The sequence below is a fragment of the Stenotrophomonas sp. FR024 genome, assembly GCF_047500745.2.
GTDB lineage: Bacteria > Pseudomonadota > Gammaproteobacteria > Xanthomonadales > Xanthomonadaceae > Stenotrophomonas > Stenotrophomonas maltophilia_A.
The window spans coordinates 218,239-242,125 of the sequence record NZ_JAXAXM020000005.1 but is presented as its reverse complement, the minus strand read 5'-3'; the positions used below and the strand labels follow the sequence as shown (position 1 = coordinate 242,125).

At 65.7% G+C, this 23,887-nt stretch carries 19 protein-coding genes; 8 read left to right on the top strand and 11 right to left on the bottom strand.

Annotated features, from left to right (window positions below):
- Positions 1–65 precede the first annotated feature (65 nt).
- From ACMZ91_RS08255 to ACMZ91_RS08245, 3 genes are all read left to right on the top strand, one after another.
- Positions 66–2,957, top strand: coding sequence for a TonB-dependent receptor (locus ACMZ91_RS08255; protein ID WP_414576574.1), 2,892 nt, complete (start codon positions 66–68; stop codon positions 2,955–2,957).
- Positions 2,958–3,059: 102 nt separating this feature from the next.
- Positions 3,060–3,803: a FadR/GntR family transcriptional regulator gene (locus ACMZ91_RS08250; protein ID WP_005409753.1), complete on the top strand. Its 744-nt coding sequence runs from the start codon at positions 3,060–3,062 to the stop codon at positions 3,801–3,803.
- Positions 3,804–3,981: 178 nt separating this feature from the next.
- Positions 3,982–4,473, top strand: coding sequence for a hypothetical protein (locus ACMZ91_RS08245; RefSeq protein ID WP_329810045.1), 492 nt, complete (start codon positions 3,982–3,984; stop codon positions 4,471–4,473).
- Between the two features lie 144 nt (positions 4,474–4,617).
- Here ACMZ91_RS08245 and ACMZ91_RS08240 read toward each other — a convergent pair whose 3' ends face one another.
- Entirely contained in the window at positions 4,618–6,264 is a 1,647-nt protein-coding gene (locus ACMZ91_RS08240; RefSeq protein WP_049461108.1) for a fatty acid--CoA ligase, read from the bottom strand.
- Positions 6,265–6,393: 129 nt separating this feature from the next.
- Between ACMZ91_RS08240 and ACMZ91_RS08235 the strand changes: the two genes are divergently transcribed.
- Entirely contained in the window at positions 6,394–7,068 is a 675-nt protein-coding gene (locus ACMZ91_RS08235; RefSeq protein ID WP_049461109.1) for a response regulator transcription factor, read from the top strand.
- Positions 7,069–7,072: 4 nt separating this feature from the next.
- Here the strand turns inward: ACMZ91_RS08235 and ACMZ91_RS08230 are convergent, their stop codons facing one another.
- The 4 genes from ACMZ91_RS08230 to ACMZ91_RS08215 are packed head-to-tail and all read right to left on the bottom strand — an operon-like array spanning position 7,073 to position 14,009.
- The gene (locus ACMZ91_RS08230; protein ID WP_414576572.1) at positions 7,073–10,402 is read right to left on the bottom strand and encodes a hybrid sensor histidine kinase/response regulator; all 3,330 of its coding nucleotides are present in this window, start codon (positions 10,400–10,402) and stop codon (positions 7,073–7,075) included.
- 36 nt (positions 10,403–10,438) lie between these two features.
- Entirely contained in the window at positions 10,439–10,915 is a 477-nt protein-coding gene (locus ACMZ91_RS08225; protein WP_071228297.1) for a MaoC family dehydratase, read from the bottom strand.
- A complete protein-coding gene (locus ACMZ91_RS08220) occupies positions 10,912–11,790 on the bottom strand; it encodes an alpha/beta fold hydrolase (RefSeq protein WP_049461116.1) in 879 nt (292 codons plus the stop codon). Before ACMZ91_RS08220 ends, ACMZ91_RS08225 begins: the two co-directional genes overlap by 4 nt.
- Before the next feature lie 32 nt (positions 11,791–11,822).
- Positions 11,823–14,009 (bottom strand): TonB-dependent receptor, encoded by a 2,187-nt coding sequence (locus tag ACMZ91_RS08215; RefSeq protein ID WP_495497660.1) that lies wholly within the window; start codon positions 14,007–14,009, stop codon positions 11,823–11,825.
- A 197-nt stretch (positions 14,010–14,206) separates the two neighbouring features.
- Between ACMZ91_RS08215 and ACMZ91_RS08210 the strand changes: the two genes are divergently transcribed.
- Positions 14,207–15,211 (top strand): extracellular catalytic domain type 1 short-chain-length polyhydroxyalkanoate depolymerase, encoded by a 1,005-nt coding sequence (locus ACMZ91_RS08210; protein WP_414576569.1) that lies wholly within the window; start codon positions 14,207–14,209, stop codon positions 15,209–15,211.
- A gap of 58 nt (positions 15,212–15,269) precedes the next feature.
- Here the strand turns inward: ACMZ91_RS08210 and ACMZ91_RS08205 are convergent, their stop codons facing one another.
- The 3 genes from ACMZ91_RS08205 to ACMZ91_RS08195 all read right to left on the bottom strand — a co-directional run bounded on the left by ACMZ91_RS08205 (position 15,270) and on the right by ACMZ91_RS08195 (position 17,352).
- Positions 15,270–16,094: an AraC family transcriptional regulator gene (locus ACMZ91_RS08205; RefSeq protein ID WP_414576567.1), complete on the bottom strand. Its 825-nt coding sequence runs from the start codon at positions 16,092–16,094 to the stop codon at positions 15,270–15,272.
- Between the two features lie 75 nt (positions 16,095–16,169).
- Positions 16,170–16,292: a hypothetical protein gene (locus ACMZ91_RS08200; RefSeq protein WP_256200927.1), complete on the bottom strand. Its 123-nt coding sequence runs from the start codon at positions 16,290–16,292 to the stop codon at positions 16,170–16,172.
- A 133-nt stretch (positions 16,293–16,425) separates the two neighbouring features.
- Positions 16,426–17,352 carry a hypothetical protein gene (locus ACMZ91_RS08195; RefSeq protein ID WP_414576565.1) on the bottom strand — a complete coding sequence of 309 codons (927 nt, stop codon included), beginning with the start codon at positions 17,350–17,352 and terminating at the stop codon, positions 16,426–16,428.
- Between the two features lie 205 nt (positions 17,353–17,557).
- Here ACMZ91_RS08195 and ACMZ91_RS08190 point away from each other — a divergent pair, with 205 nt between their 5' ends.
- The 3 genes from ACMZ91_RS08190 (at position 17,558) to ACMZ91_RS08180 (ending at position 20,349) form a co-directional block, all read left to right on the top strand.
- Entirely contained in the window at positions 17,558–17,719 is a 162-nt protein-coding gene (locus ACMZ91_RS08190) for a hypothetical protein (protein WP_162292259.1), read from the top strand.
- A 75-nt stretch (positions 17,720–17,794) separates the two neighbouring features.
- Positions 17,795–18,496: a lasso peptide biosynthesis B2 protein gene (locus ACMZ91_RS08185; RefSeq protein ID WP_414576563.1), complete on the top strand. Its 702-nt coding sequence runs from the start codon at positions 17,795–17,797 to the stop codon at positions 18,494–18,496.
- Positions 18,497–18,507: 11 nt separating this feature from the next.
- Complete coding sequence (locus ACMZ91_RS08180; protein WP_414576561.1) at positions 18,508–20,349, top strand: asparagine synthase-related protein; 1,842 nt, start codon at positions 18,508–18,510, stop codon at positions 20,347–20,349.
- Here ACMZ91_RS08180 and ACMZ91_RS08175 read toward each other — a convergent pair.
- The 3 genes from ACMZ91_RS08175 to ACMZ91_RS08165 are packed head-to-tail and all read right to left on the bottom strand — an operon-like array spanning position 20,346 to position 23,884.
- The gene (locus ACMZ91_RS08175; RefSeq protein WP_414576559.1) at positions 20,346–21,056 is read right to left on the bottom strand and encodes an ABC transporter ATP-binding protein; all 711 of its coding nucleotides are present in this window, start codon (positions 21,054–21,056) and stop codon (positions 20,346–20,348) included. The two genes, ACMZ91_RS08180 and ACMZ91_RS08175, sit on opposite strands and share 4 nt — an antisense overlap.
- Positions 21,057–21,068: 12 nt before the next feature.
- Positions 21,069–22,424: an ABC transporter permease subunit gene (locus tag ACMZ91_RS08170; RefSeq protein ID WP_414576557.1), complete on the bottom strand. Its 1,356-nt coding sequence runs from the start codon at positions 22,422–22,424 to the stop codon at positions 21,069–21,071.
- Positions 22,421–23,884: a DUF3526 domain-containing protein gene (locus tag ACMZ91_RS08165; protein WP_414576555.1), complete on the bottom strand. Its 1,464-nt coding sequence runs from the start codon at positions 23,882–23,884 to the stop codon at positions 22,421–22,423. The genes ACMZ91_RS08170 and ACMZ91_RS08165 overlap by 4 nt, the downstream gene beginning before the upstream one ends.
- Positions 23,885–23,887: the final 3 nt, after the last annotated feature.

Here is a 23,887-nt window from a genome sequence, read left to right as displayed (position 1 = left end):
ATGTCGCCGTGCCGAAGCTGCGTCCCACGCCTGGCATGCAGGCGATCCTTTGGGAGGAGGAAACCATGCGGCGACCCGCCGGAGCAGTGCACAGCATCTCGTTGTCCCCCACACCCCTGATCGTGGCGCTGCTTGCCGTGCTGGCGGGCATGCCCGCGGCCCAGGCGCAGTCCAGCAAGGACGCGTCAGGGCAGGATCCCACCACGCTGGACCAGGTGCAGGTCACCGGCATCCGCGAATCAATGCAGAGTTCGATCAACAAGAAGCGCGACGACACGGTCATCGCCGACGTGCTCTCGGCTGATGACATCGGCGACCTGCCGGCACCGTCGCTGGCCGATGCGATCGAGACCTTGACCGGCGCCGCCTCGACCCGCGACAAGACCGGCGCCTCGGAGATCTCCATCCGGGGCCTGGGCGCCTTCCTCAGCAGCACCAACTTCAATGGCCGCGAGATCACCAACGGCAGCGGCGACCGCTCGGTGAACTTCAACATGTTCCCGGCCGAGCTGATCAACACGGTGGCCATCTACAAGACCCAGCGCGCCGACATCATCGAAGGCGGCGTGGCCGGCACCATCGGCCTGGAAACAGTGCGCCCACTGGAGTACGGCAAGCGTGCAGTGCAGCTGGACCTGCGCGGCAGCTGGGCGGAGTACGACAGCAAGTACCGTGACAAGGACGGCATCGGCTATCGCGGCACCGCCAGCTACATCGATCAGTTCGAGTTCGGCAACGGGCAGAAGCTGGGCATCTCGCTGGGCTTCCAGCGCCTGGACGGCACCGATCCGGAAGAGAGCATTACCAGCGGTTCCACCTGGTATGCCTGCGATGGCACGCAGAACGTGGGCAATGCCAACTGCAACGAAGTGTCCGCGCAGGCCATCGCCAACGGCGCGCCGTACTACCTGGTGCCGAGCAGCCGCATCTACCGGCTCAAGCAGGAGCGTAACGACCGGCAGAGCGAGTTCGCCGCGCTGCAGTGGCGGCCAAATGATGTGGTTGAAGTGAACCTCGATTTCGAGCACACCGAGCGCAACTGGTATGAGAACCGCAGCGATCTGAGCCTGTCCAACGCACGACGCGGCATCACCCAGCGCGAGGTTGACGAAGACGGTATCGTGCGCCACCTGCACGGCAGCACCTCGATTGATTCCACCTCCAACCGCTACTGGCGTGGCGAGGAGTACACCGGGGGTGGCCTGAACCTGATCCTGCGCCCGACCCCGGCCTGGGAGCTGTCTACCGATCTTTCCTACTCGCACACCAATCGCCTCGACAGCGAGCGCATGACCCGTCTGCGCGCCAACCAGCGCGATGTCAACAATGCCGTCGTGCCCGGTATCAGTAGTGGTGCCACCGGCTACGTGGACTATGACTGGGACTGGCACGGCGAAGTGCCCAGTGTTGCCCTGGCGCCGAACTTCGACCCCAACAACTGGGACGCCTACACCGGCGCGGCGCGGGTGACCTCCAGCGCCACCGAGAATGACCACAGGATCAAGGCCGGCCGCTTCGATGCCAGCTTCATGCCGGAGTCCGGTTTCTTCACCCGCATCAAGGGCGGCGTGCGCGCCAGCCAGGCCGACTACCGCCTGCGCGACAACACCCTGGTAACCGACTACGACCAGCGCGTGGCGGCCGACAAAGCGAAGATCATCGCCGCCAACCAGGCCTGCCGTGCACCCTTCCCGCAGGATGACTTCATGGATGCCGCCAGCGGCAACACGATCTCCTCGTGGGCGTACTTCGATCCGAACTGCCTGTACCAGTCGTTCCGCGGCAGCCTCGACAGCGGGCTGGATCCGGGTTTCCAGGATCCGAACAATGTCGATATCACCGAGAAGACACGCGCGCTCTATCTGATGGGTGAGTTCAGCAGCACCCTGTTCGGCTTGCCGGTGACCGGCAACCTCGGCCTGCGCTGGGTCAAGACCGATGTTCGTTCTGAAGGCGTGCGTACCGGGCTGCGCATCGAGGACAACGGTGACGGGACGATCCGCCTGCAACCCACCGGCGAGTACAGCACGCAGGTGTTCAAGGCGGGCAACGACAAGCTGCTGCCCAGCCTCAACGCGGCCTTCGAGCTGCGCCCGGACGTGTTGCTGCGGGTCGGTGCATATCGCGCGATGTCACGGCCGGACATTGCCGCGCTGGGTGCCGGGCGCACCATCAACGTGAGCAGTGATGCCACCTACGGCAACCTGGCCGACGCGCTGGATGACATCAGCGCCAGCGGCAACCCCGCCGCGCAGCCGCTGATGTCCTGGAACGGCGACCTTTCCCTGGAGTGGTACCCGAACCCGGACACGATGCTGGCCGGCGCGGTGTACTGGAAGCAGTTCAACGGCGGCACTGGCACTGCGCTGGTGCCGGAGACCTACACCATCGACGGCCAGAGCGTGACCGTGCCGGTGCGGCAACAGGTAACCACCGACGAGAACAGCACGCTGACCGGCTTCGAGCTGACCGCCACCCATCGACTGTCGTACCTGCCCAAGCCGTTCGACGGGCTGGGTTTCAAGCTGAGCTACAACTACGCCGATGCCGACTATCAGACCCAGGACTCGCGACTGGGCGAGCAGCTGGCCAGCGATGGCACGATCATTCCGGCCATCGTGCCACCGGCTGGCCTGAGTGGTTTCTCGCGGCACGTGCTGTCCGGCTCGATCTACTGGGACGTCGGGCGCTTCAACATCCAGGCCATCGGCAAGTTCCGCTCGCACTACTACCAGGACTTCACCGGCAACACCGCGCAGCAGAACCGCTACTACGATGACAACACCAGCGTGGACCTGCGCCTGCGCTACCGGGTGAACAAGCAGTTGTCGCTCTCGCTGGAGCTGATGAACCTGACCAACGAGCCGCGCGTGGCCTACCAGCCGCTTTATGGGAACTTCCGCGAAGTGGTGACCTACGGGCGGCGTGCGTATTTCGGTGTACGATACAAGTTCTGAACAGGGCGGCGCGGCCAGTGGCCGCGCCGTCGCTCCAACCGGACCCTTGCCGGCCGCGGTGGCAGGGCAGGGACCCGGAAGGAATCGCCAAGGGTCAGCCGCATGTCCGCCAACCGCCTTTACCAGACCATCGCTGCCAAGCTCCGCAAGCTGATCGAGGACGGCGAATTTCCGCCGGGCTCGCGGCTGCCGGGCGAGCGTGAGCTGGCCGAACGGTTCGGTGTCAGCCGGGTCACCATCCGCGAAGCCGAGATCGCACTGGAAGCACAGGGGTGGATCGCCATCCGCATCGGCTCGGGCGTGCATGTGAAGCCGCGCCCGACGCAGGCTCCGGGTGGGTTACCGGATGTCAGTGCCTTCGACCTCACCGCCGCCCGCGCGGTATTCGAGGCCGAGGCCGCCGCTCTGGCTGCCAGCAATCTGGATGATGCCGGCATTGCCGAGCTGCAGGCGTTGGCCGAAGCGCTGTGCCGTCGCGACCTGAGTGACGCGGAAGCCGGCGAGTACGACCGCCGTTTCCACCTGGCCATCGCACGGCTTTCCGGCAACCCGGTGGTGGAATTCTTCGTGCAGCAGATCTGGCGCATGCGCAGCGAACTGCCGCGGGTGACCGAGGTCTATGCCCGGGTCTGCCATGATGATGGCGCCAGCCGTGCGGACGAGCACATGGCGATCTTCGAAGCCCTGCGCGCGCGTGATCCGGTGGCCGCGCGCAATGCGATGCGCCATCACTTCCAGCGCCTGTTCGAAGCCATGCTGCAGGCGACCGAAAGCCAGGCGCTGGAGGAGATCCGCCGCCGTACGCAGCAGGACCGCGAACGGTTCATGGCAACGACGCGGATCTGAGCGCCGCGTTCAACACAATCGGCGCTGCGACCTTCAGCAGGGCAGCTCGCGCTCGAAGCCTGATGGATATGAGAAATGGGCATGACTGCGCCGATGCCCAGCCTGTCCGCAATGCCTACACTGCCCGCGGGTCATAGACGGCCCGTTGAGAAAGCTGCATACACACAAGGAGCAGGGTATGAAGTTCTCGCTGTTGGGCGCGGCGCTGCCATTGGTGCTGGCACTGAGTGGAGTCCCCGGTGGAAGCGTCAATGCAGGACCGATCGCGGGCACCGCGACCGCCACTGTAGTTGCGAAGGCCACGTACGCGTCGGATTCGCTGGAAGCCGGCTACATCGTCGATTGGATCAAACGGAATTCGCCCGCCTACGCGCCGGCGTTGCAGACGGGCGAACTGGCCATCTCGCACAGCTATCAGTCTGCTGGCAGCCTGAAGCCGGCCGGTGCGGCGGGCCCGCCTGTTCCATTGCCTGCACGTGGTGTGGAGGGCGAGGTCATCTCGATCTCCAATACCTTGCCGAGCGGTGCTTCCGAGTCGTGGACATACCGGTGGTCGAGTGGGGCGTGGAAGCTGATCAAGTACAGCTTTGATGCATGCCAGGGCCCGGCCAGCATCGGTGCGAAGGGATCCGGCACGGAGATCGCTGCGAAGGGACCCTGCATCGACTGAGGGTGACCGGTCCTGGCAGAGCTGAAGCAGGTCTGCTGCAGAGCAGTGGTGTCTCGGGAGATCATCGTCCCGGGGCGCCGCTCCATACTTTGGCGTGCCCTGCATCGTGTCCTTCGAGCATTGACCTCGGCGATCGGGCGGAGATCACCCACGGCCCGAGCCAGTCGCTGGGTCATGCAACCCACGCAGCTTCTTCTTGTTGATCTTGCCCACGCTGGTCCGCTCGATCGATTCCACGAAACTGACCCGTTCCGGAATCGCATACCGTGAGATGTCCCCCGAGCGGCTTCGCGCAGCGACCAGTTCGATGATCTCCGCTTCGGTCACCTCACTGCCAGGCTGCCTGACCACCAGCGGCAACGGCCGCTCGCCCCATTTCGTGTCGGCGATGCCGATCACCGCGACTTCGCTGACCGCCGGATGCAGGGCGATGATGTCCTCCAGGGTGAGCGAGGAGATCCACTCACCGCCGGTCTTGATCACATCCTTGATCCGGTCGGTCACCCTCAGGTAGCCGTATTCATCGATGTTGCCGATGTCCCCGGTATGCAGATAGCCTCCTGCCCACAGTGCTGCAGATGCATCCGGATCGTGCAGGTAGCCCTGGGTGAGCCAGGGTGCGCGCACGACGACCTCTCCGGTGGCGATGCCGTCGTGGGCGACATCCTTCATGTCCGGATCGACGATGCGCAGGTCCACCAGCGGTACCGGTATGCCGGCCTTGGTGCGCAGCGACAGCACCTCATCGGCATCGGTCGCGCTGTCCACGTCGATCTGGGCGATGGTGAGCAGAGGGCAGGTCTCGGACATGCCATAGCCGCCGAAGATGTCGATGCCCCGCGCCAGCGCACGCTGCGCGAGCGCACGCGGCAGGGCGGCACCGCCGATGATCACCTTCCAGCCCTCCAGGTCGGTCTGCGCCGCGTCCGGATGCTCCAGCAGCATGTGCAGGATGGTTGGCACGCAGTGCGAGAAGGTCACCTTCTCACGGGCGATCAATGCCAGCAGCGTCGCAGGCAGGTAGCGCCCCGGATAGACCTGCCTGATGCCCATCGCCGTAGCCACGTAGGGCAGGCCCCACGCGTGCACATGGAACATCGGGGTCATGGGCATGTAGACATCGTCACGATGCAGGCGGCCTTGACGGGGGGCACCGCCAAGCGCGGCCATCGCCGCCAGCGAATGCAACACCAGCTGCCGGTGGCTGAAATACACGCCCTTGGGCAACCCGGTGGTTCCAGTGGTGTAGAACACCGTGGCACGGGCGTTCTCGTCGAAGTCCGGGAAGCGGACGATCGGCGTGGCATCGCGCAACCCCGCTTCGTACTCGGTGGCGAAGCCTGGCGGCAGCGGACCGCCTGCATCGTCCAGCAGGATGCGCGTGCGCAGGTCCGGCAGCTGCTCGTCGATGGCGTCCAGCAGCGGCAGGAACTCGCGGTTGGCCAGGATCACCCGCGCCCCGCTGTGGTTCAGCGTGTAGGCGATCTGCTCTGGGGCCAGGCGCACGTTCACCATCATCAGCACCGCACCGATCATCGGCACGGCGAAGTAGGCCTCCAGGTAGCGGTTGCTGTCCCAGTCCATCACCGCCACCGTGTCGCCGTGGCCGACTCCCAGCGAGGTCAACAGGCCGGCCAGCTGGCCGATGCGCGCCTGCAGGGTGCGGTAGTCGAATCGGACCTGGTCGCCGTAGACGATCTCCTGTTCAGGGCTCACCGCCAGCGGCATCAGCAGCAGCTGCTTGATCAGCAGTGGATAGGCATTGGCATCGGGAGTGGGGGCGCATGACATGGCATTTCCTCGTGGGCGGCGTTGCGGTCGCCGGCCTTCTCCGCACTACTCTAGCAAGCCCTTCCTGCTGCACCAGCGTACCTAGGTACCTGTTCGCGCGCGCACCCGATTTGATAATCTCGCCAGGACATGCCCACCCTGCTCATCGCCGACGATCACCCTTTGTTCCGCGCGGCACTGCATCGCGCGGCGGAAGAGGCGGTCGCCGATCTGCAGATCAGCGAAGCTGATTCGCTGGACAGCGTGCTGGAGGTGATCGAGAACCAGTCGATCGATCTGATGCTGCTGGACCTGCACATGCCGGGCAACCACGGACTGGCCGGGCTGGCCACGATCCGTGCGTTGCAGCCGGGCCTGGCGATCATCATCGTCTCCGCCAACGAGGAGCCGCAGGTCATCCGGCGTGCCATCGACCTTGGCGCCGCGGGCTATCTGCCCAAGAGCTCGGGTTTGAACGAGCTGCAATCCGCGCTGCAGTCCGTGCTGGAGGGCGAGCGCTGGATCCCGGCGCTGCTGCGCGAACCGGTGGCACGGGTGGCGACGTTCAGCAGGGATGCCGACCTGGCCGCACGCCTGGCCAGCCTGTCGGCACATCAGTACAAGGTGCTGGGCCTGGTGGCCGAGGGCCTGCTCAACAAGCAGATTGCCGACCGGCTGGGCGTACAGCTGCGCACGGTCAAGGCGCACATGACACGCATCATGGAGCGGCTGGGCGTGCGCAACCGCGCGCAGGCCATCCGCGTGCTGCACGAAATGGGATTGGCCGATCCGTCCCGGCAGATCGAAGAACGGCCTGAGCCCTGACCGGTCAGGGCGTGGTGCTGGCCGCCAGCAGGTGGTTGATCGCCCAGCGCAGCGCCAACGGTTTGAACGGCTTGTTGAGCAGGGACAGCCCAACGCCGCGCACCGCCTCGCGCGTCTCGCTGCCGGCATCCGCACTGAGGATCACCGTCGGACGCGGCCCATGCATGCCTACCAGCCGCTTCCACAGCGCAACACCGGTATCGCCATCATCCAGGTGATAGTCGAACAGCCACAGCGCCGCCTCGTGCGCTGACGGTCCGATGTCATCGGCTTGGCCTGCCGCGATGACATCGCAACCCCAGGAAAGCAGCAGCTGCCGCATCGCCTCCAATGCGTCCGGGTCGTTGTCGACCACCAGCACGCGGACTCCCTTGAGCGCGCTGCTGCCGACTGCCGGCGGCGAGCTGCGCGGGGTCGCAGGGGGTGCTGCGCGTTGCACGCTGATCGAGAAGGCCGAGCCGTGCTCGGGCACGCTGCGCAGGTGCAGGGGTGCGTGCAGCAGGTCGGCGATGCGGTGCGCGATGGTCAAGCCCAGGCCCAGTCCCTGGCCGTTGCTGCGATCGACCCGGTGGAATTCCTCGAACACCACCGCCTGCTGCTCCGGAGCAATGCCGGGGCCGGTGTCATGCACACCGATCAGCAGTGCCTGTCCCTGGCGGCGCACACCGAGCAACACACCGCCATGGCGGGTGTAACGAATGGCATTGGCCAGGAAGTTCTGCAGCACCCGGCGCAGCAGCAGGGGGTCGCTATGGACCCAGGCCTGGCTCCGCACATGGCGGAACTGCAGGCCGCGCGCCGCCGCCAGTACCGCGAACTCCTGCGCGAGCGGATCGAGGACGGTCGACAGCGCGAAGGGGCGCGGATCGGCGACCAGTCCACCCGCCTCAAGCCGGGAGATATCCAGCAGCCCGGACAGCAGGTCGTCGGTGGAGTCCAGCGCACCACGGATCTGGCGCAGGAAACTGTCGAGGAACTCCGATTCGATGTGCTGCGACATCGCATCGGTCAGCAGCTGCGCCGCATGCAGTGGCTGGATCAGGTCGTGGCCGACCGCCGTCAGGAAGCGTGTCTTGGCAACGTTCGCGCGCTCGGCTTCGTGCACTGCCTGTTCCAGCCGTGCGGTGCGGTCCTGTACGCGGCGCTCCAGGGTTTCATTGCTGCGCTTGAGCGCTTCCTCGGCGCGGCGGAAGGCGGTGACGTCGGTGAAGGTGGCCACGTAGCCACCGCCGGGCATTGGATTGCCACGGATCTCGACGATGGTGTTGTCGGGGAAGATCCGTTCGGACAGATGCGGCGTGCCACGCCGCATGTGTGCGGCGCGACGCTGCAGGGCCTTGTCGCGAGAGTCACCAGGGCCGTCGCCGATCTTCAGTTCGGCCAGCGCCCACGCTGTCAGATTGACCACCGGCTGCCCGACCTGCAGCAACTCGGGCGGAAACTTGAACAACGCGGCGTAGCGGCTGTTCCAGGCTACCAGCTGCAGCTGCGCGTCGACCACGCTGATGCCCTGGCTCATGTTTTCCAGCGCCGCTTCCAGCAGGCGCTGGTTGAAGCGCAGCGCCTGGGTGGCTTCGCCTACAGCACGGGTTACCGCATCCAAGGGCGCGGCACCGCCATCGCGAGCGGCCTCCACCAGCAGGCGCGCCATGCCCGCGCCGACCACGGCGCTCAGTTCGCGTTCGATGGTGATGACCCGGTCGTCGTCCAGCAGCTGCCCGGCATGCCCATCCATCAGTTGCCGGGCCCGCTCCTGGCCGAGGAAGCGTCCGGCCGTCCTGCGCAGCGAGGCTGCTGCCACCGCATCCCGTCGTCGCGGCAACGAGGGACGCACCGCGCGCGACACCAGCGCAACCGTCAGCAGGTTGACCGCCAGACTGGCGCCCATGCTGATGGCGATATGGCCCGACTGCAGGCGCAGCGAGACCACGGACAGCCAGTGCAGGTCATCGGGCCCCGAGGCGGGGGGCGTGGCAGGGATCACCATCGGCAGCAGCACCAGCCACAGCCAGGCCAACGACCCCAGCACGATGCCGGCGATGATGGCCGGTGAGGGCGTGCGCGGGCGATACACCGCCAGCAGGACCGCCGGCGCCAGCTGCGAGAGGGCGGTGAAGGACATCAGGCCGAAATCGCTGAGTGCCTCGGTGTCGCTCATCGCCCGGCTGTACAGCCACGACATCAGGAACACGGCGAGGATGCCGGCACGGCGGAAGGCCAGCACGCGTGGACGCAGGTCGGCCGCCGCGGCACCGCCGGCAATACCATCCAGCAACCGTGAGCCGAAGCCATGGTTGCCGAGCATGATCGACAGGGTCAGCCCGGACAGGATCATCATGCCGGTGGCGGCGCTCAGGCTGCCGAGATAGGCCAGCAAGGCCAGCAGGTGGTGGCCACCGGCCTGCGGCAGCGCCAGCACGTACAGGTCAGGCGACACCGATGCGGGCAGCTGCGCGGCACCGGCCAGCGCCATCGGCACCGACGGCAGCCCGATCAGCAGCAGGTAGACCGGGAACAACCAGCGTGCCGTCCTCAGGTCCGAGGTCTGGCGCAGCTCGACCACGCCGACATGGAACTGGTGCGGCAGGGTAAACGCGGAGATCGCCCCCAGCGCGACCATGGTCAGATAGTCCGGCATGATGGCCGGTGGCGGCAGCTGCGCCATCTTTTCCAGCAGCGGCGTGTCCGCCTGGCGCACCGACAGCGCCGCATAGAGGCCAATGGCGAGCAGCGCCACCAGCTTCAATACCGACTCCAGCCCCAGGGCGACCACGATGCCACGATTGGGCTCGGTGGCCGATGCCTTGCGTGCACCGAACAGCAGGGTGAACGCCGCCATTGTCAGGGCGAACCAGAACGACATGTCCAGCTGCGCGGCAGCAGGCGCGAAACGATCGCCCAGCAGCGCGCCCAGGCCCTGACTGACGGCTTTCAGCTGCAGGGCGATGTAGGGAATGATGCCGAACAGTGCCACCAGAGTGATGGTGAAGCCGAGGCCGCGATCGGCACGCAGTCGTGCGACGACCAGATCAGCGATGGTGGCACTGTTGTGCTGCTTGGCCAGCCGCCCCAGGCGGAGCAGGAACGGCAGGCCGAACGCAAAGATCAACGCCATGCCGGCCAGGGTGGGTGGAATCGGGAAGCCCCATTGCAGTCCCTGCGAGGCCGCGCCGTAGTAGGTCCACGCGGTGCAGTGCACGGCCAGCGACAGCGCATAGATGAGCGGCCATGCCTTCGAAAGCCGGTGCCCCCGGCGCTCACCCCACAGCGCCACGCCAAACAGCAGTGCGGTCCATGCAATGCAGGCGAAGAGGACGATGGAGGGCGTCAACATCGCTCCAGTGTAGGGAGAGAACCGGGCAGGGTGGTGCTAGGGGACGACCACGATCAGTGACAGCTGCTCAGCGACCAGTGCCAGCTCGCCATCGGCAACCCGCTCGACGGCCTTGCGCTGGGTCAGCAGCCACTGGCCGGGCTGGCGCGCGTCCAGTGACAGCAGCTGCGAGCGTACCCGCACCCCCGACCCGCTGGGTACCGGCGCCAGGAAGCGGACCTTGTTGAGGCCGTAGTTGAGCACATGGGCGATGCCGGGGAAGCCGGTGAGGGCGACCACATCGTCCTGCACGGTGAGCGAGAGCAGCAGGAAACCGTGCGCGATGGTCTGCCCGCCCGGCAGCTGCGTCTGCGCGCGGCCTGGATCGACGTGGATCCAGTTGTGGTCGCCGGTGGCGTCGGCAAAGGCATCGATGCGCGCCTGGTCCACGTGGGTCACGCCACTCACCCGCTCGCTGGCCGCCCACTGCTGCAACGCCTGCAGCGCGGGAGGCAGATTGCTCTCCGCACTCACGCCACACGCTCCAGCAAGGTCAGGATCGCGTCACGTGCCTCTGGCTCGGACAGCATCGGAGCGTGTCCCACATCCGGCACTTCCACCAGGCGGGCACTTTCCGAGGTGGCCGCCATCTGCCGCGCGACATCGGCCGGCAGGATGTCGGACAGCGCACCGCGCACCACCAGTACCGGCACCCGTGCGGTAAGCCCACGAACCGCACGCCACAGCACTGGCCGCAGCAACCACAGCAGCCAGGGACGTGTCGTCCGGATCACGGCCGGATCGTAATCCAGCTCCAGCAGTCCATCGCTGCGCGGGCGGAAGGTGCGCACCGCCATCTGCCGCCAGTCGTCGGTACTGAAGCGAGGGAACGCGGCCTTGCCGATGGATTCCACGTAAGCGGTGGCCTGCACCAGGTCCATCGGCGGCACCGGCTTGCCGGCGTACTTGCCGATCCGTGCCAGCGCCTCACGCGGCACCTTGGGGCCGGCATCGTTGAGCACCGCGCCCGCGATCCGCTCGGGCGCGCGCGAGGCGAGGGTGATGGTCACCAGCACGCCCAGCGAGGTGCCGACGAATACCGCCTTGGCGATGTTCTGCGAGCGCAGCAGCGCAACCATGTCATCCGCATAGGCACGTGGGTTGTAGCTGGACGGGTCATATGCGCGTTCCGACCCTGCGCGACCGCGCAGGTCGACCGCGATCACGCGCCAGCCCTCGGCGGTGAGCACATCGGCAAGCGCATCGAAATCGGCGCCATTGCGGGTCAGCCCGGGAATGCAGACCACCGTGCCACGCGCTGCCTGCCCCGCATCGGGTGCATGGTCGCGCGCGTGCAGGCGCAACCCATCATTGCTGTTCCAGTACAGGTCGTCGTAAGACTGCGTCATGCAGAAGCTTCCTGGAGATCGTAACGGATGCGCTAGAAATCGTAACGGACGCTGAGGCTATATTGGCGTGGTGGACCATAGAAGCCAATCAGCGTGCCGACCGCCGGGATGTTGTAGCCGGTGGTGCGGTATTCCTTGTCGGCCAGGTTGGTGCCCTGCAGCGAGAAGGTCCACGCATCACTCAGGCGCCAGATGACGCCGGCATTGACCAGCCCGTAACCCTGCTGGCGGATCACCGGACTGAGATCAGTGGTCGGCCACACTTCGCTCTGATAGCTGTAGCTCACCCGCGCTGACAGGTTGCTGCCGTTGGCCAGCTCGGTGCGGTATTCCACGTTGAACGCACCGGAGAATTCCGGTGCATTGGTGAACTTCATCTGCCTGGCCACATTGACGCCACGATCCATGTACTCGTCGTACTTGGTATCCAGCCACGCCAGGTTGCCGGAAATCAGCCAGTGCTGGCTGGGCAGGTACTGGTACTCGACTTCCAGGCCTTTGACCGTACCTGCGCCGGCATTGGTGAAATCACCGAAGAAGGAGTCATCGACGCCATCGCCATTGGTATCCAGGCCGGTGAACACCGACAACTGGATGTCCTTGTACTTGTTGTAGAAGGCCGACAGATTGAGGAACAGGCGCTGGTCGAGGAAGGCCATCTTGCTGCCGACCTCGTAGCTGTCCACGGTCTCGTCATCGAACGGCTCGGCCGAGCGTGGCACGGCCACCGCGTTGGCGCGGATGTTGTAGCCACCGGACTTGAAGCCACGCGTGGCCAGGCCGTAGACCATGATGTCCGGAGTGATCTGGTAGTCCAGCGAGACCTTGGGCGAGACGTTCTTGAAGTTGGTCTTCTTGTCGAAGTCCGCGGTCACCGCTACCGGGCGGCTGAAGGCCGGGTCGGCGTACAGGCGGTTCAGCACGATCGCGCGCTTGTCCTCGTCGGTGTAACGGGCGCCTACATCCAGCTTGAGTTTGCTGGTCAGGTCGAAGGTCCAGTCCGCGTACAGCGCGATGCTGTCGGTCAACACCTTGCCCTGGTTGTCGGCGAACTGCGCACTGAAGTAGTTGTTCTGGATCTGCCCGCCGGCCTCGCCACTGAACTGGTACAGGCCGACCACGCCGCGCACGCGGCCGCCGGCATCGTAGTTCAACTGCACCTCGTTGCTGACCTGGTCGTCGTGATAGGTGCCGCCCACGTCGGCCAGCTTGACCGGCGCGGTATCGAAGTCGATGTTGGCCTCGCTGTCCGATTCACGCTTGGCGACCACGTACTTCAGCGCAATGTCCTCGTTCGGCCGCCAGTTCACCGTGGCCGAGGCACCCTTGCTCTCCACGTTGTTGAGGTTGCGCATGCCCGAGCGGATGTCATAGCGGCTGTCCATCGGCGGGTATGCGCGCAGGAACGGATTGGGCGCCAGCATCTTCGAACCGCGCATGCCGGACTGGTCATCGATCCAGTCCAGTGCGAACTGCACGTCGAAGTCATCGCCCGCGTACGCGCCGACGTTCAGTCGTGCGGCATTGATCTGCTTGTCACTGACCGGCTGGCCGTTGAAGGTGTTCTCGCCAAACCCGTCGTGGTTCATGCTGGCCACCGCCACACGGGCGCGCAGGCCACTGTCGGTGCCGCCAATCGGGCCGCCGATGGCCGCCTTCGCATCCAGCTGGCTGTAGTTGCCCACGGTGATCTGGGCGAAGCCCTCGGTCTGGGTGGGCAGGCCGCGCGAGATGTACTTGATCGCGCCGCCGATGGTGTTCTTGCCGTAGAGCGTGCCCTGCGGGCCGCGCAGCACCTCGATGCGCGAGACATCGAACACATCCAGCAGCGCACCCTGCGGGCGCGCGATGTAGACGTCATCCAGGTAGATGCCTACGCCCGGATCGGCGCCCCAGGTGGGATCGGACTGGCCGATGCCTCGGATGTAGGCGGTGACCGTGCTGCTGGCGCCACGGGCGGCGTAGATGGTGAGGTTCGGCACCTGCGCATCGAGGTCGCTGATGTCCTGGACATTCATCTTGTCCAGCGCCTCGGAGGTAAAGGCGGTGACTGCAACCGGCACCTCCTGCAGGGTTTCCTCACGCTTGCGCGCGGTGACCTTGATGCTGTCCAGGTTGGTCGGCGAAGCGGATCTGCCTGCCGTCGGTGATTCCTGTGCCAGTACCGGCCCCGTGGCCAGCAGCGCGCCGATCATGAGACTCAAACAATTCCGTTTCATTCGGTCCTCCCCCAGGCATGAGCGTGCGGATGGCCCATTGCCACCCCTGCAGCCAAGGCTAGCGGTGTCATGGGCAAGCAGCGAGTGGACCTAGGTCCAGTCGGCAGCGGCCCGTGGATGCGGATACTGGGCGCGCCCCCAACCGGAAGCGGTCCCCGGTACTCCTTCATCCACGACTCACGCACGAGGATCTGGCCATGAAATCCGGAATCGATTCGATCAAGGCGGTACTGCTGGTGATGTGCAGCTGGCTGGCGATGGCGGGCAGCGCGGTTGCCGCTGGCCCGGCCGGTCATTGGGATATCGGCCTGTACGGCAATCTGTTCGGCGCCCGCGAGTACCAGGTCTGGGTGCCGGCCGGCTACGACGCGGCCCAGCCACTGCCCCTGCTGCTGGTGCTGCACGGCTGTGTGACCGGGCCGAACCTGATGGGCGAGGCCTCCGGCTTCAACGATGTGGCCGACACTGAGGGGTTCATCGTGGTCTACCCCCGGCAGAACGTCACCTCCAATCCGGCCCGCTGCTGGAACTGGCAGCTGCCGATCAACCAGGCCCGCGACAGCGGCGAAGCCTCGATCCTGGCCGGCATCGTGGACAAGGTGAAAGCGGGCTACAGCGTGGATCCGCACCGGGTCTATGTCACCGGCATTTCCGCGGGCGGCGCGATGACCTCGATCATGCTGGCCTGCTATTCGGATGTGTTCGCTGCCGGCGCGATCCATTCCGGTGGCATGTTCAAGGGGGCGACCACGATTTCCGGTAGCGCCTATGCGTTGCTGGCCGGCAGCATCTATTCGCCGGACAGCAATGGCCGTCTGGCCTGGCAGTGCTCGGGATCGCCGTCGCCCCGACCGCTGCCGGTGCTGGTGTTCCATGGCAGCGCCGATCTCACCGTCAATCCGGTGAACGGCCAGCAGGCCGTGCGCCAGTTCCTGCAGACCAACGATCTGGCCGACGACGGCCTGGACAACGACTCGGTGAAGTACGTGCCGACCAGCACCTATCACGGCCAGGTGCCGGGTGGACGTGCGTATACGGTGGATACCTACGCCTACGGTGGCAGGACGCTGGTGCAGCACTATGTGGTGCAGGGCATGGGCCATGCGTGGAGCGGCAGCCAGTCCGGCCTGCCGTTCACCGACCCAAAGGGGCCGGATGCCACGCTGATCACCTGGCTGTTCCTGAAGGATCAGCAGCGCTGAGTGATCGCTGCGCCCGGGCGCAGCCTGGGCGTGCCCTTGCCAGCCGCCGGGCGCACGATCAACCGCAGGCGGGCCACGCCCGCGGTTGATCGCCTGCGTCGGGCGCCTGCAGCCAGGCCCCGCGTTCGGCGAGGAAGCGCTTGGGCGGGGCGCCGACCGCCTTGCGGAACATGGTCACGAAGGCGCCAGCGCTGTCGTAGCCAAGGTCATCGGCAATGGACTGCACCGTCCTGCCCCTTGCCAGCATCGGCAGGGCAACCATCACATGCATCTGCCGCCGCCAGCGCCTCACGCTCAATCCGGTTTCAGCGCAGAACAGGCGGGACATGTTGCGCTCGCTCATTCCAATCCGGCCGGCCCACAGGTCGAGCGTTGCGCGCTCGGCCGGTGCAGCCAGCATGGCATTGGCCAGGGTGCGCAGTCGCGGCTCGGAAGGCATGGGCAGGTGAAGCCACTCCGGCGGCGCCGCAGCAAGCTCATCCAACAGCACGGTCATCAGCCGGGCATGGGCGCTGCCGTCCTCGTACTGCAGCGGCAGGCGTGCGGTGCGTTGCAGCAGGGCATGCATGAACGGGGTGATCGCCATCGCGAAGCAGTGGGCTGGCAATCCCGGAACCGCCTCGGGATTAACGAACACGACGAACCCATGGGGTTTTCCGCTGCTGCTGGCGCGGTGGGTCAACCCGCCGGGAATCCAGATCGCCCCCTGCGGCGGCACCACCCAAAGGCCGGCTGGCGACTCCAGTGTGATCAGGCCATGCGTGGCCACCAGCAGCTGCGCTTTCCGATGCGAATGAAAGTCCATTTCCCACGCATCCGGGATCGGGTCCAGTTCGAACACCATGACCGTCTGCGCGACCCGATCCGGGTAATCGGCGCCCACGTCATTGCGCCCGGCAACCGCCTTGGTCACGCCTGCACCTGCGCAACCCTGGTCGGCCGGGCGCCACAGCGTGCCTCACTCCTCATCACGGGCCTGCCCGGGTTCATGTCGGTGCCAGACGCAGATGAATCCCATCAGGACGTGAATGATGGGCAGACTGCTGTGTGTTGCTTCAGTGGCGGGGGCGGTGTCATTCATGCGGGCATCCTCTGGAACCGAGGAGGGGAAGCGTATTCGGCGGGCCGGAGACCGTCATTCGACAGTTCCGCCAGGTGATTCACCAATCCGGCCATATCGACCGCACGACATCGAAGCGGCTGGACAGCCTGGCCTACAAGGCCGGAACCGTGAGCCTCTGCAGGTCGAGCTTGGCCCTCAGAGCGTAGTGCTTGCGGGTGACCGGCACGACGCAGGTCAGGCGAGGATCGACATAGTCCTTGAACAGCGGTGGACGCGGGGAAGACAGGTAGAATCCGCGATCCTGCTTGACCGCCGCCGGCAGCAGAACCTCGCTGAGGTCGCTGTCGGAGGCATCGGTGACGAGGCAGGGCGCATGGCGGAACCCGAGCCGGCGCAGCAGGTACAGGCGATGGGAGCCATTGGTCAGCACCATGCGCCTGCCGAACCGGGTGGCGCTGATCAGGTTGTCACTGAAACCCAGATAGATGACGACGGCGTGGCTGGCTGCGCCGAACGGCTCGTAGTCGGCGATGGCAGCCGGATCGAGGGTCGCCACATCGAGGAAGCGCAGGTCGTTCGAGGTGGACGCGAACGTGTAGCTGCCATCGGACTGGGTGAACCGCACTTCCGGATGTGCATGGCTGCCGCTGCGGGCGACAAGCTGCATGACCTCCTGCGCGGTGGGTGAGGCAGTCACTGCAGCCGCCAACTGGTCGATGTGACGAAGATTGATGCATTCCTGGAAGACCACCAGTCGATCGATCTCGACCATCTGCCAACTGCGCGGCAGAACACTCGTCATCCGGTGCATCGAGGGTTGTCGCAGCGCCTGCTCAGCCAGCGGCAGCATCTCATCCGGTAACGCATGGACATTGATGGCGTCGGCCTCACCGGCTTCCTCCTGCCGCAGCCTCAGCACCTCGGCACGTGCCGTCCGCCATTCCTCCACCAGCGCAGCCTCGTCGAAGCGTCCCGGTGGGCAACGCTCCCGTACGAAACGGATGAACTTCGGCAAGGGAAACATCCCTTTCAGCAGAAGCGTGGGATCCAGGCCGTCGTCTCTGATCTCGCTGCTCATCCCTCTCGCCTCTCGTAGGTCATATCGACAACGGGCCACTGGCGTCATTCGTCACGCCAAAATAATATGTTATATCGTAACATTCAGGTGCCTTGGCGGCAATCGCCCTGCAATGTCGCGGCGATGGTGGCTTGGCTGCTCCGTATCCAATGCAACGCGATCCAACGCAATGCGCGGGTACATCCACTGACGATAGGAGATGTTCATGAACGAGCTGATTGAGCTGGGTGTAGTGGCAGGACAGCAGAACCCTGAGGATCAGGGCATGGGTGGCGAACTGATCGAGCTGGGCTCGGTGGTTTCGGAAACGAAGGCGCACAACCACGGCACGTTGTGGGATGGCGTGTTCCCGACCACGTCGCCCTGATCTGCCGCGCAATGTCGCATCTGCGGTGCATGCCTTGCATGCACCGCTTCTCCGGTTCCGGCGCAGGAGCGCATGATGGAGCAGGCTGCCGCCCCGTATTTCCTGTCAAAGCACGCCCACGTCTGTGTCACCGGCGATGCGATGGTGATTCTGGACCAGGCCACGGGAAAGTATCTCTCCCTTGAAAAACGCGGCGCCGCAGGCCTTGGCAAGCTCGTTCTCGATTGGCCCCTGCAGTCCGATGACGCAAGCACGCCCAGGCTTCTGCAGGCATTGATCGACCGCCGCCTGATCACCGCGGATCCGCAGCAGGGGAAATCCGCTGCCAGCCCTGCCATTGCGCTGCCTCGGTACTGGGCGCGCGAAGGCGCGCCGCGTGGCCGTCCACCCATCATGGCGCGTGACCTGCGTCGATTCATCGCCTCGTGCGCCTATGCCGCCTGCAGCAGAACGTTCCTTCCTTTCAGTTCCACGGTGTCGGCCGTGCGCCGTCGGGCGGATCGCGGCCACAGCAGGCCGGTAGGCGCTGAAGAACTAGCCCTGCGGGTGCGGGTGTTCGACTGGCTTCGGCCCCTGGCTTTCAGGAAAACCGATGAGTGCTTTCTCTACTGCCTGGCGATGCGCGGATTCCTGTCGAACTACGGCATCGCTCCGGCCTGGGTGTTCGCGGTCAGAACCCAGCCGTTCGCCGCGCATTGCTGGCTGCAGCACGGCGATCAGGTGTTGACCGACATTCCCTTCAACCTGCGCCGGATGGTTCCCATCCTGGTGCTGTAACGAAACCTGCCATGTACCGATACATCGCCGTGCTCTGGAACACCCACTCGGAATCCGCGACGGCGCAGGCGGAACGCATCGTGGAAAGGATCGGCGCCAGGCTGCCCGGCATCGCCTGCGTGTTGAACGACAATGGCGCGGCGATCCATGTGCAGAGCGACAACCACGGTTATTTCGAATGCGATCGCTCGAACTCGCTGGTGGTACTGGGCAAGCTGTTCCACAAGACGTTCGGCGAAGGCAAAGTGCCTTGCTGCGTGAACCTGGATCCCGCCACAGCGGACGCCGCCTGCAGCAGCCAGGGCCGCAGCATCGTAGAACACTACTGGGGCCGCTACGTGGCGTTCGGCTTCCAGCAGGAAACGTCGAGCTGGTTCGTCCTGCGCGATCCCACTGCGGAGATCCCGTGCTACATGACCACGGTGGGCCAGTTGACGCTGGTCTTCTCCAACATGGAAGACTGCCTGATGCTGGGTCTGCGTGAATTCAGCGTTGACTGGTCCTTCCTGTCGTACTCGCTGCTGTACCCGTTTCGTGATGGCCTGCAGACCGGCTTCCAGGAGGTCACGGCGGTCGAAGCGGGCGAAGCGGTTTCAATCCGTAATGGTGAGCCGGTGGGCCGGCGCTGCCAGTGGGACGTGGTGCGGCTGGCCCGCGACGCGCCGATCGAAGATCTTCAGGAAGCCGTGTCGCTGGCGCGTTCCACGCTGCTGGGCTGCATCGGTGCACTGGCCAGCCCGCACCGGCGCATCCAGCTGCAGCTGTCAGGCGGGCTGGATTCCTCGATCATCCTGGCCGGCCTGTTGCAGGCGCCGTCGGCACCGCAGGTGACGTGTGTCCATCACTACGATGAGGGCATCGGCGCCGACGAACGGCTGTTCGCGCGGATGGCAGTGCAAGGGGCCAGTGATTCCTCGGGCAGGCGTTGCGAATACATCGAGTACCGAAGGCAACCTCACTGCGCGCTGGAAGAGATCATGACCTTCCCGCGTACAGCCCGGCCGGCGCATTGTTCCGGCTATCTTCTCCACCGCCGTGACGTGGCCTTCGACGGTGACACCGTGCAGTTCACCGGTGTTGGCGGTGATGCGGTGTTCCTGCGTTTCAAGGGCAATGCCGCTGCGATCGACTACGCCTGGCGGCGCGGCATCGACCGGGATTTCTTCCGCGTCGCCTTCGAAACCGCGCAGTCCGGCGACTCACTGTACGGGGTGCTGAAGGATGCGATGGTCCATGGTCTGCTCAAGCGGCCAGGCAGCATCAATGGCCGTTGGGGCAAACCCTGCCCATGGGTGCGGGTGGACCGCGCCGAACAGGATGGCCTGCAGCCGGCCTGGTTGCGGCACGCGCAGGCGCAGGGGCATCGCGTATCACCCTACAAGCTGGCCCATATCGGCCGCATGGTGTTTCCGACCAGCGTCCTTGATCCCTTCGAAGGTGCAGGCCACTGGCATGGCGTATCGCCGATCAGTGCGCAGCCGCTTGTCGAACTGTTCGCGCGCATTCCGCTGCACCTGCTCATCGCGGACGCGGAAGACCGCACCATCGCGCGGCGTGCAATGAAAGGCCTGTTGCCGGAGGTGCTGGTGTCGCGGAAGGTGAAATCCTATCTGGATGATCACTCCGTGGCGGTCACCCAGGGGCACCAGCAGTTCATCAGGAATCTTCTGGTCGATGGAATGCTTTCCAGGCGCGGCTATCTCGACAGCGCGCTGGCCGATGCGGGCATCCAGCAGGTCGGCCCGGACCACTCGTCGCAGGTGCTCGGCATCTTCGGCCCGCAGATCAACATCGAAGCGTGGCTGCGTCGCTGGTCCGGCCAACGTGGCGCGCAGGCGGCCGCCGTGGCCTAGGCGCTGCGGCTCATTTCTTCCAGGTACAGGCTCTCAAGATCGTTCGCGGTGATCGTGCTGGCATCCAATGTCCTGCGCAGGCGACCGGCCCGCATCAGGCCGATCGTGGTCGCCACCTCACGGGCACGGAACAGATCGTGGGTGGCCATCAGGATCGCCGTGCCGCGATCGCGTTCCCGCACGATCAACTCATGGAATTCGGCTGACGCCGTTGGGTCCAGGCCCGAGGTGGGTTCATCCAGCAACAGAGCCCTGGCTTCCTTGACGATGGCCAGTGCGATGCCGACCTTCTGCCGCATGCCCTTGGAATAGAGGCCCACGCGTCGCCCGAATGCGTCGGTCGCCAGGCCGGCGGACCTGAGTGCGTCCTTCAACCGCGCTGGCGAGCGTTCCTCGACACCGGCCAGGCGGGCGAAGTAGTCCAGATTCTCGTAGCCGGTCAGCTCGTCGTACAGCGCCACGGTCTCGGGGATGTACAGCAGCCGCCGGCGTACCTCCTGCGGCTGCTGGTGCGCACTGAGACCGTCCACTTCGGCCGCACCGGAGGTGGGTTTCAGAAAGCCAAGAAACAGCTTGATGGTGGTCGACTTGCCGGCGCCGTTGGCGCCCAGCAGGCAGAATATCTCGCCCGGCTTCACCGCGAAGCTGACGTCATCCAGCGCCCGATGTGCACCGTGTTCCATGACCAGGCTTTTTGCAGACAGCATGTGGACGTCTCCTCAGGGCGTTGCCAGCCGGCTGCGCAATGCACCGGCTGAAAGCAGGACAAGCAGTGTGGCAATGATCAGTGCGGTGAGATCGGCGAGGACACCACGTTGGGCGACGCCGGCTGTTTCGTGGAACTGGAAGCGGGGCAGGGTGTCGTACTCTTCGAAGGTCTGCGGCGCGTCACGATCCAGATAGGCCTTGTGCAACAGCCGCCGCGCCTGCCAGAAGGAGTGGACCTGCCCCTGGAAGTCGAGCGCGCGGTCGGCATCCGAGCCTGCGATGCGGTCGAGCGCGTCCTGTGTCGCGACGGCCGGCAGCAGCAGCCGCACCTTGTCCAGAACCTGGCGATGTGCGGCCTCGGCCTGCGCATGCGAGGCGATCAGGCGTTCCAGTTCCCGGTCAGCTGCAACCCGATCGGCGTAGGCCTGGCGCACAGTGTCGGAGATGACGGGGGACGGCGAATTCACTGGCGCCGACGTCGCATGCTCGCGCCGCTGGCGCGTGGCGATGTCGGACTGCATCGCCTTTACTTCGGTGGCGAACTGCATCTGTGACGGCGGCGGCGCGATCAGATTCACCGTGGCCAGCGCCAGCGACGGCGCCATGACCACGATCAGCAGCCACAGCGCGCCGGCGGCGATGGCCGCCTCGGTGGTGCGCCTGGCAAGGCAGCCGATCAGCAGTGCAAGGGCCAGCCAGAACGCGCCGTACAGGAGGACGGTCAGGGCCAGCATGGCCAGGCCCGCAGGACTGCGCGCGCCGGCCCCGATCGTCACCGCCAGGAGGATGGCCAGTGCGGGCAGCAGCACCACCAGGCCACGGGCCAGCACCTTGACCACCAGCAGACGCGTTGCCGACACCGGCTGTGACAGCACCAGCGCCGCGATGCCGCGCTCGCGCTCACGTGACCACAGATCGTGGGTGGCCACGAGAATGACCAGCGGCAGGAGGAAGACGATGACGAAGGCGAGGTCGAACCGTCCCGCAGCCCGTGCCGCTGGATTGCCGATGTCGGCCCAGACGTGCTTGAGCAGCAGGGTCGGATCGCCCAGCGCGACCACATCGGCGGTGTAGGGGTAGTCGTCTGCCTGGCCGATCGACAGCGTTGCCATGGCGGCGGGCGCCAGCACCGGCTGGGCGCGGGGCAGCACCGAGGGCGCCTTGCCGACGAATGCCCGGCTGCGTTCCTTCGTCTGTTGTTCTTCCTGCTTGATCAGGGCGATGGCCGCCTCGCGCTGGTCCACCCACGCGCGGCCGTTCCACGCGGCGTAGGCACCCAGCCCGAGCAGCAGGACAAGCAGCACCGGCAGCGCTCGATCGCGCAGCAATCGGCGGATCTCATAGCGGGCAATCGACACAACGTTCATGGCGATCTCCCCAGCTTCCGAGCGGAGATGAGCACCACCACGCAACCCAGCATCAGCCAGACCAGCAGAATGACGAGATTTCCGCGCTGCGCGGTAGCGGTACCGGCCAGGGTCTGTTGCGGCGGCCGGTAGTGCACTGAACGGGTGATGCCGGCGATGTCGGCCACGTGCTTCCCGCCTTGTGGTGCCTTGTGCAGTTTCACTTCCTGGTTGAGTGCCTGGATCAACCGATAACGGTAGTCCTCCACGCCGCGCAGGAACGCCAGATGCGCCGGGAAATCCGTGCCGGCGAAGGCGCGCGACCAGGACTGCAGCGCCAGCGTCGGCGAGGCAAGACCAAACAGGCGCTGGGTGGCGTCCTGCTGCTGGTAGGTGGCATGCAGGCGATCGAAATGGCGGTTGTAGACGCGCGTCGAGTTGGCCTCGGCAAACTCCAGCGCCACGCCGCGGAAGTTCAGCGGCAGGTCGTCAACGCTGTCGACCCGGTAGCGTGCCATCAACGCCGCCCGCAAGGCATCAAGTCGTTTGTCGGCCGGGTCATGGCCATCCGCGCCGTTCTCCGCTTCTTCGGTCACGCCGGTCCTGAACGCCGGTGCCGAAGGGGTCGGGTACAGGGATTCGGCAACCGCAGGCGCCACCCTCGGCAGCAGCAGCGTGGACACCACCCAGAAGCCGAGCAGCACGACCAGTGACGTCCGTGCCGAGCCGGCAAGTGCCGACACCCCCACGGTAAGTGCACAGAACACCAGCAGATAGAGCAGGTAGGCGGCCGCCAGTGCGAGCAGGGCGGCAAGATCCGTGGCGTCGCCGTACTGGATGGACAGCCCCGGAAGACTGATCAGCAGCATGGCCATCACCAGCAGCAGCGAGGCGGCCGCCAGGGCAATCAAGTGTCCACAGATCAGCACGCCGGCCGAGGCGCCGGTACCGAGTTCCTGGCGCAGCGTCTCGCGGGCCACATCGCCGGACAGTGTGGCGAACCCGGCGAGGACGATCAGCAGCGGCGCCACCACCTGCAGCGCCCACGCCGCAGAGAAACCCTCGAAGCGGCTGAGTGCGGTGCCACCATCCACGGCACGGTGCCGGGCCGGGTTCTGCGCGTGGCCTTCGATGAACACCGAGGTTCCCAGGTAGTCCGTCAGCCCCGGGTCCAGTGCAGCCAGTGGCCGCACAGGGGCAGCAATGGCACGCCCCACATGTGCGGCGCTATGCGGGTCGATTGTGCCCTGGCTGTCCCAGAGCCGCGCCTCTTCCTCGCTCATTGCCTGGCGCTCCTGCGCCTGCAGGGTCAGGCGTGCAGCACCACTGAGCACCGATGCTCCCGCAATCAGCAACAGGGCAAGGGCGAGCCATAGCACGCGCCGCTCGCGCCACATCAACGTGAGCTGGGTTGCCGCAACAGCAAACGCCTGCTGGATGGCCATGACGGACCGGGACAGGGCAGGGGCTTCGGTGCGCATGGC

Bases quoted from the DNA above. Each gene is read 5' to 3' on its own strand.
- ACMZ91_RS08195 (WP_414576565.1), bottom strand. From the start codon at position 17,352: ATGAGCAGCGAGATCAGAGACGACGGCCTGGATCCCACGCTTCTGCTG.
- ACMZ91_RS08245 (WP_329810045.1), top strand. From the start codon at position 3,982: ATGAAGTTCTCGCTGTTGGGCGCGGCGCTGCCATTGGTGCTGGCACTG.
- ACMZ91_RS08235 (WP_049461109.1), top strand. From the start codon at position 6,394: ATGCCCACCCTGCTCATCGCCGACGATCACCCTTTGTTCCGCGCGGCA.
- ACMZ91_RS08170 (WP_414576557.1), bottom strand. From the start codon at position 22,424: ATGAACGTTGTGTCGATTGCCCGCTATGAGATCCGCCGATTGCTGCGC.
- ACMZ91_RS08185 (WP_414576563.1), top strand. From the start codon at position 17,795: ATGGAGCAGGCTGCCGCCCCGTATTTCCTGTCAAAGCACGCCCACGTC.
- ACMZ91_RS08250 (WP_005409753.1), top strand. From the start codon at position 3,060: ATGTCCGCCAACCGCCTTTACCAGACCATCGCTGCCAAGCTCCGCAAG.
- ACMZ91_RS08210 (WP_414576569.1), top strand. From the start codon at position 14,207: ATGAAATCCGGAATCGATTCGATCAAGGCGGTACTGCTGGTGATGTGC.
- ACMZ91_RS08165 (WP_414576555.1), bottom strand. From the start codon at position 23,884: ATGCGCACCGAAGCCCCTGCCCTGTCCCGGTCCGTCATGGCCATCCAG.
- ACMZ91_RS08175 (WP_414576559.1), bottom strand. From the start codon at position 21,056: ATGCTGTCTGCAAAAAGCCTGGTCATGGAACACGGTGCACATCGGGCG.
- ACMZ91_RS08215 (WP_495497660.1), bottom strand. From the start codon at position 14,009: ATGAAACGGAATTGTTTGAGTCTCATGATCGGCGCGCTGCTGGCCACG.
- ACMZ91_RS08240 (WP_049461108.1), bottom strand. From the start codon at position 6,264: ATGTCATGCGCCCCCACTCCCGATGCCAATGCCTATCCACTGCTGATC.
- ACMZ91_RS08200 (WP_256200927.1), bottom strand. From the start codon at position 16,292: ATGAATGACACCGCCCCCGCCACTGAAGCAACACACAGCAGTCTGCCC.
- ACMZ91_RS08230 (WP_414576572.1), bottom strand. From the start codon at position 10,402: ATGTTGACGCCCTCCATCGTCCTCTTCGCCTGCATTGCATGGACCGCA.
- ACMZ91_RS08190 (WP_162292259.1), top strand. From the start codon at position 17,558: ATGAACGAGCTGATTGAGCTGGGTGTAGTGGCAGGACAGCAGAACCCT.
- ACMZ91_RS08180 (WP_414576561.1), top strand. From the start codon at position 18,508: ATGTACCGATACATCGCCGTGCTCTGGAACACCCACTCGGAATCCGCG.
- ACMZ91_RS08255 (WP_414576574.1), top strand. From the start codon at position 66: ATGCGGCGACCCGCCGGAGCAGTGCACAGCATCTCGTTGTCCCCCACA.
- ACMZ91_RS08220 (WP_049461116.1), bottom strand. From the start codon at position 11,790: ATGACGCAGTCTTACGACGACCTGTACTGGAACAGCAATGATGGGTTG.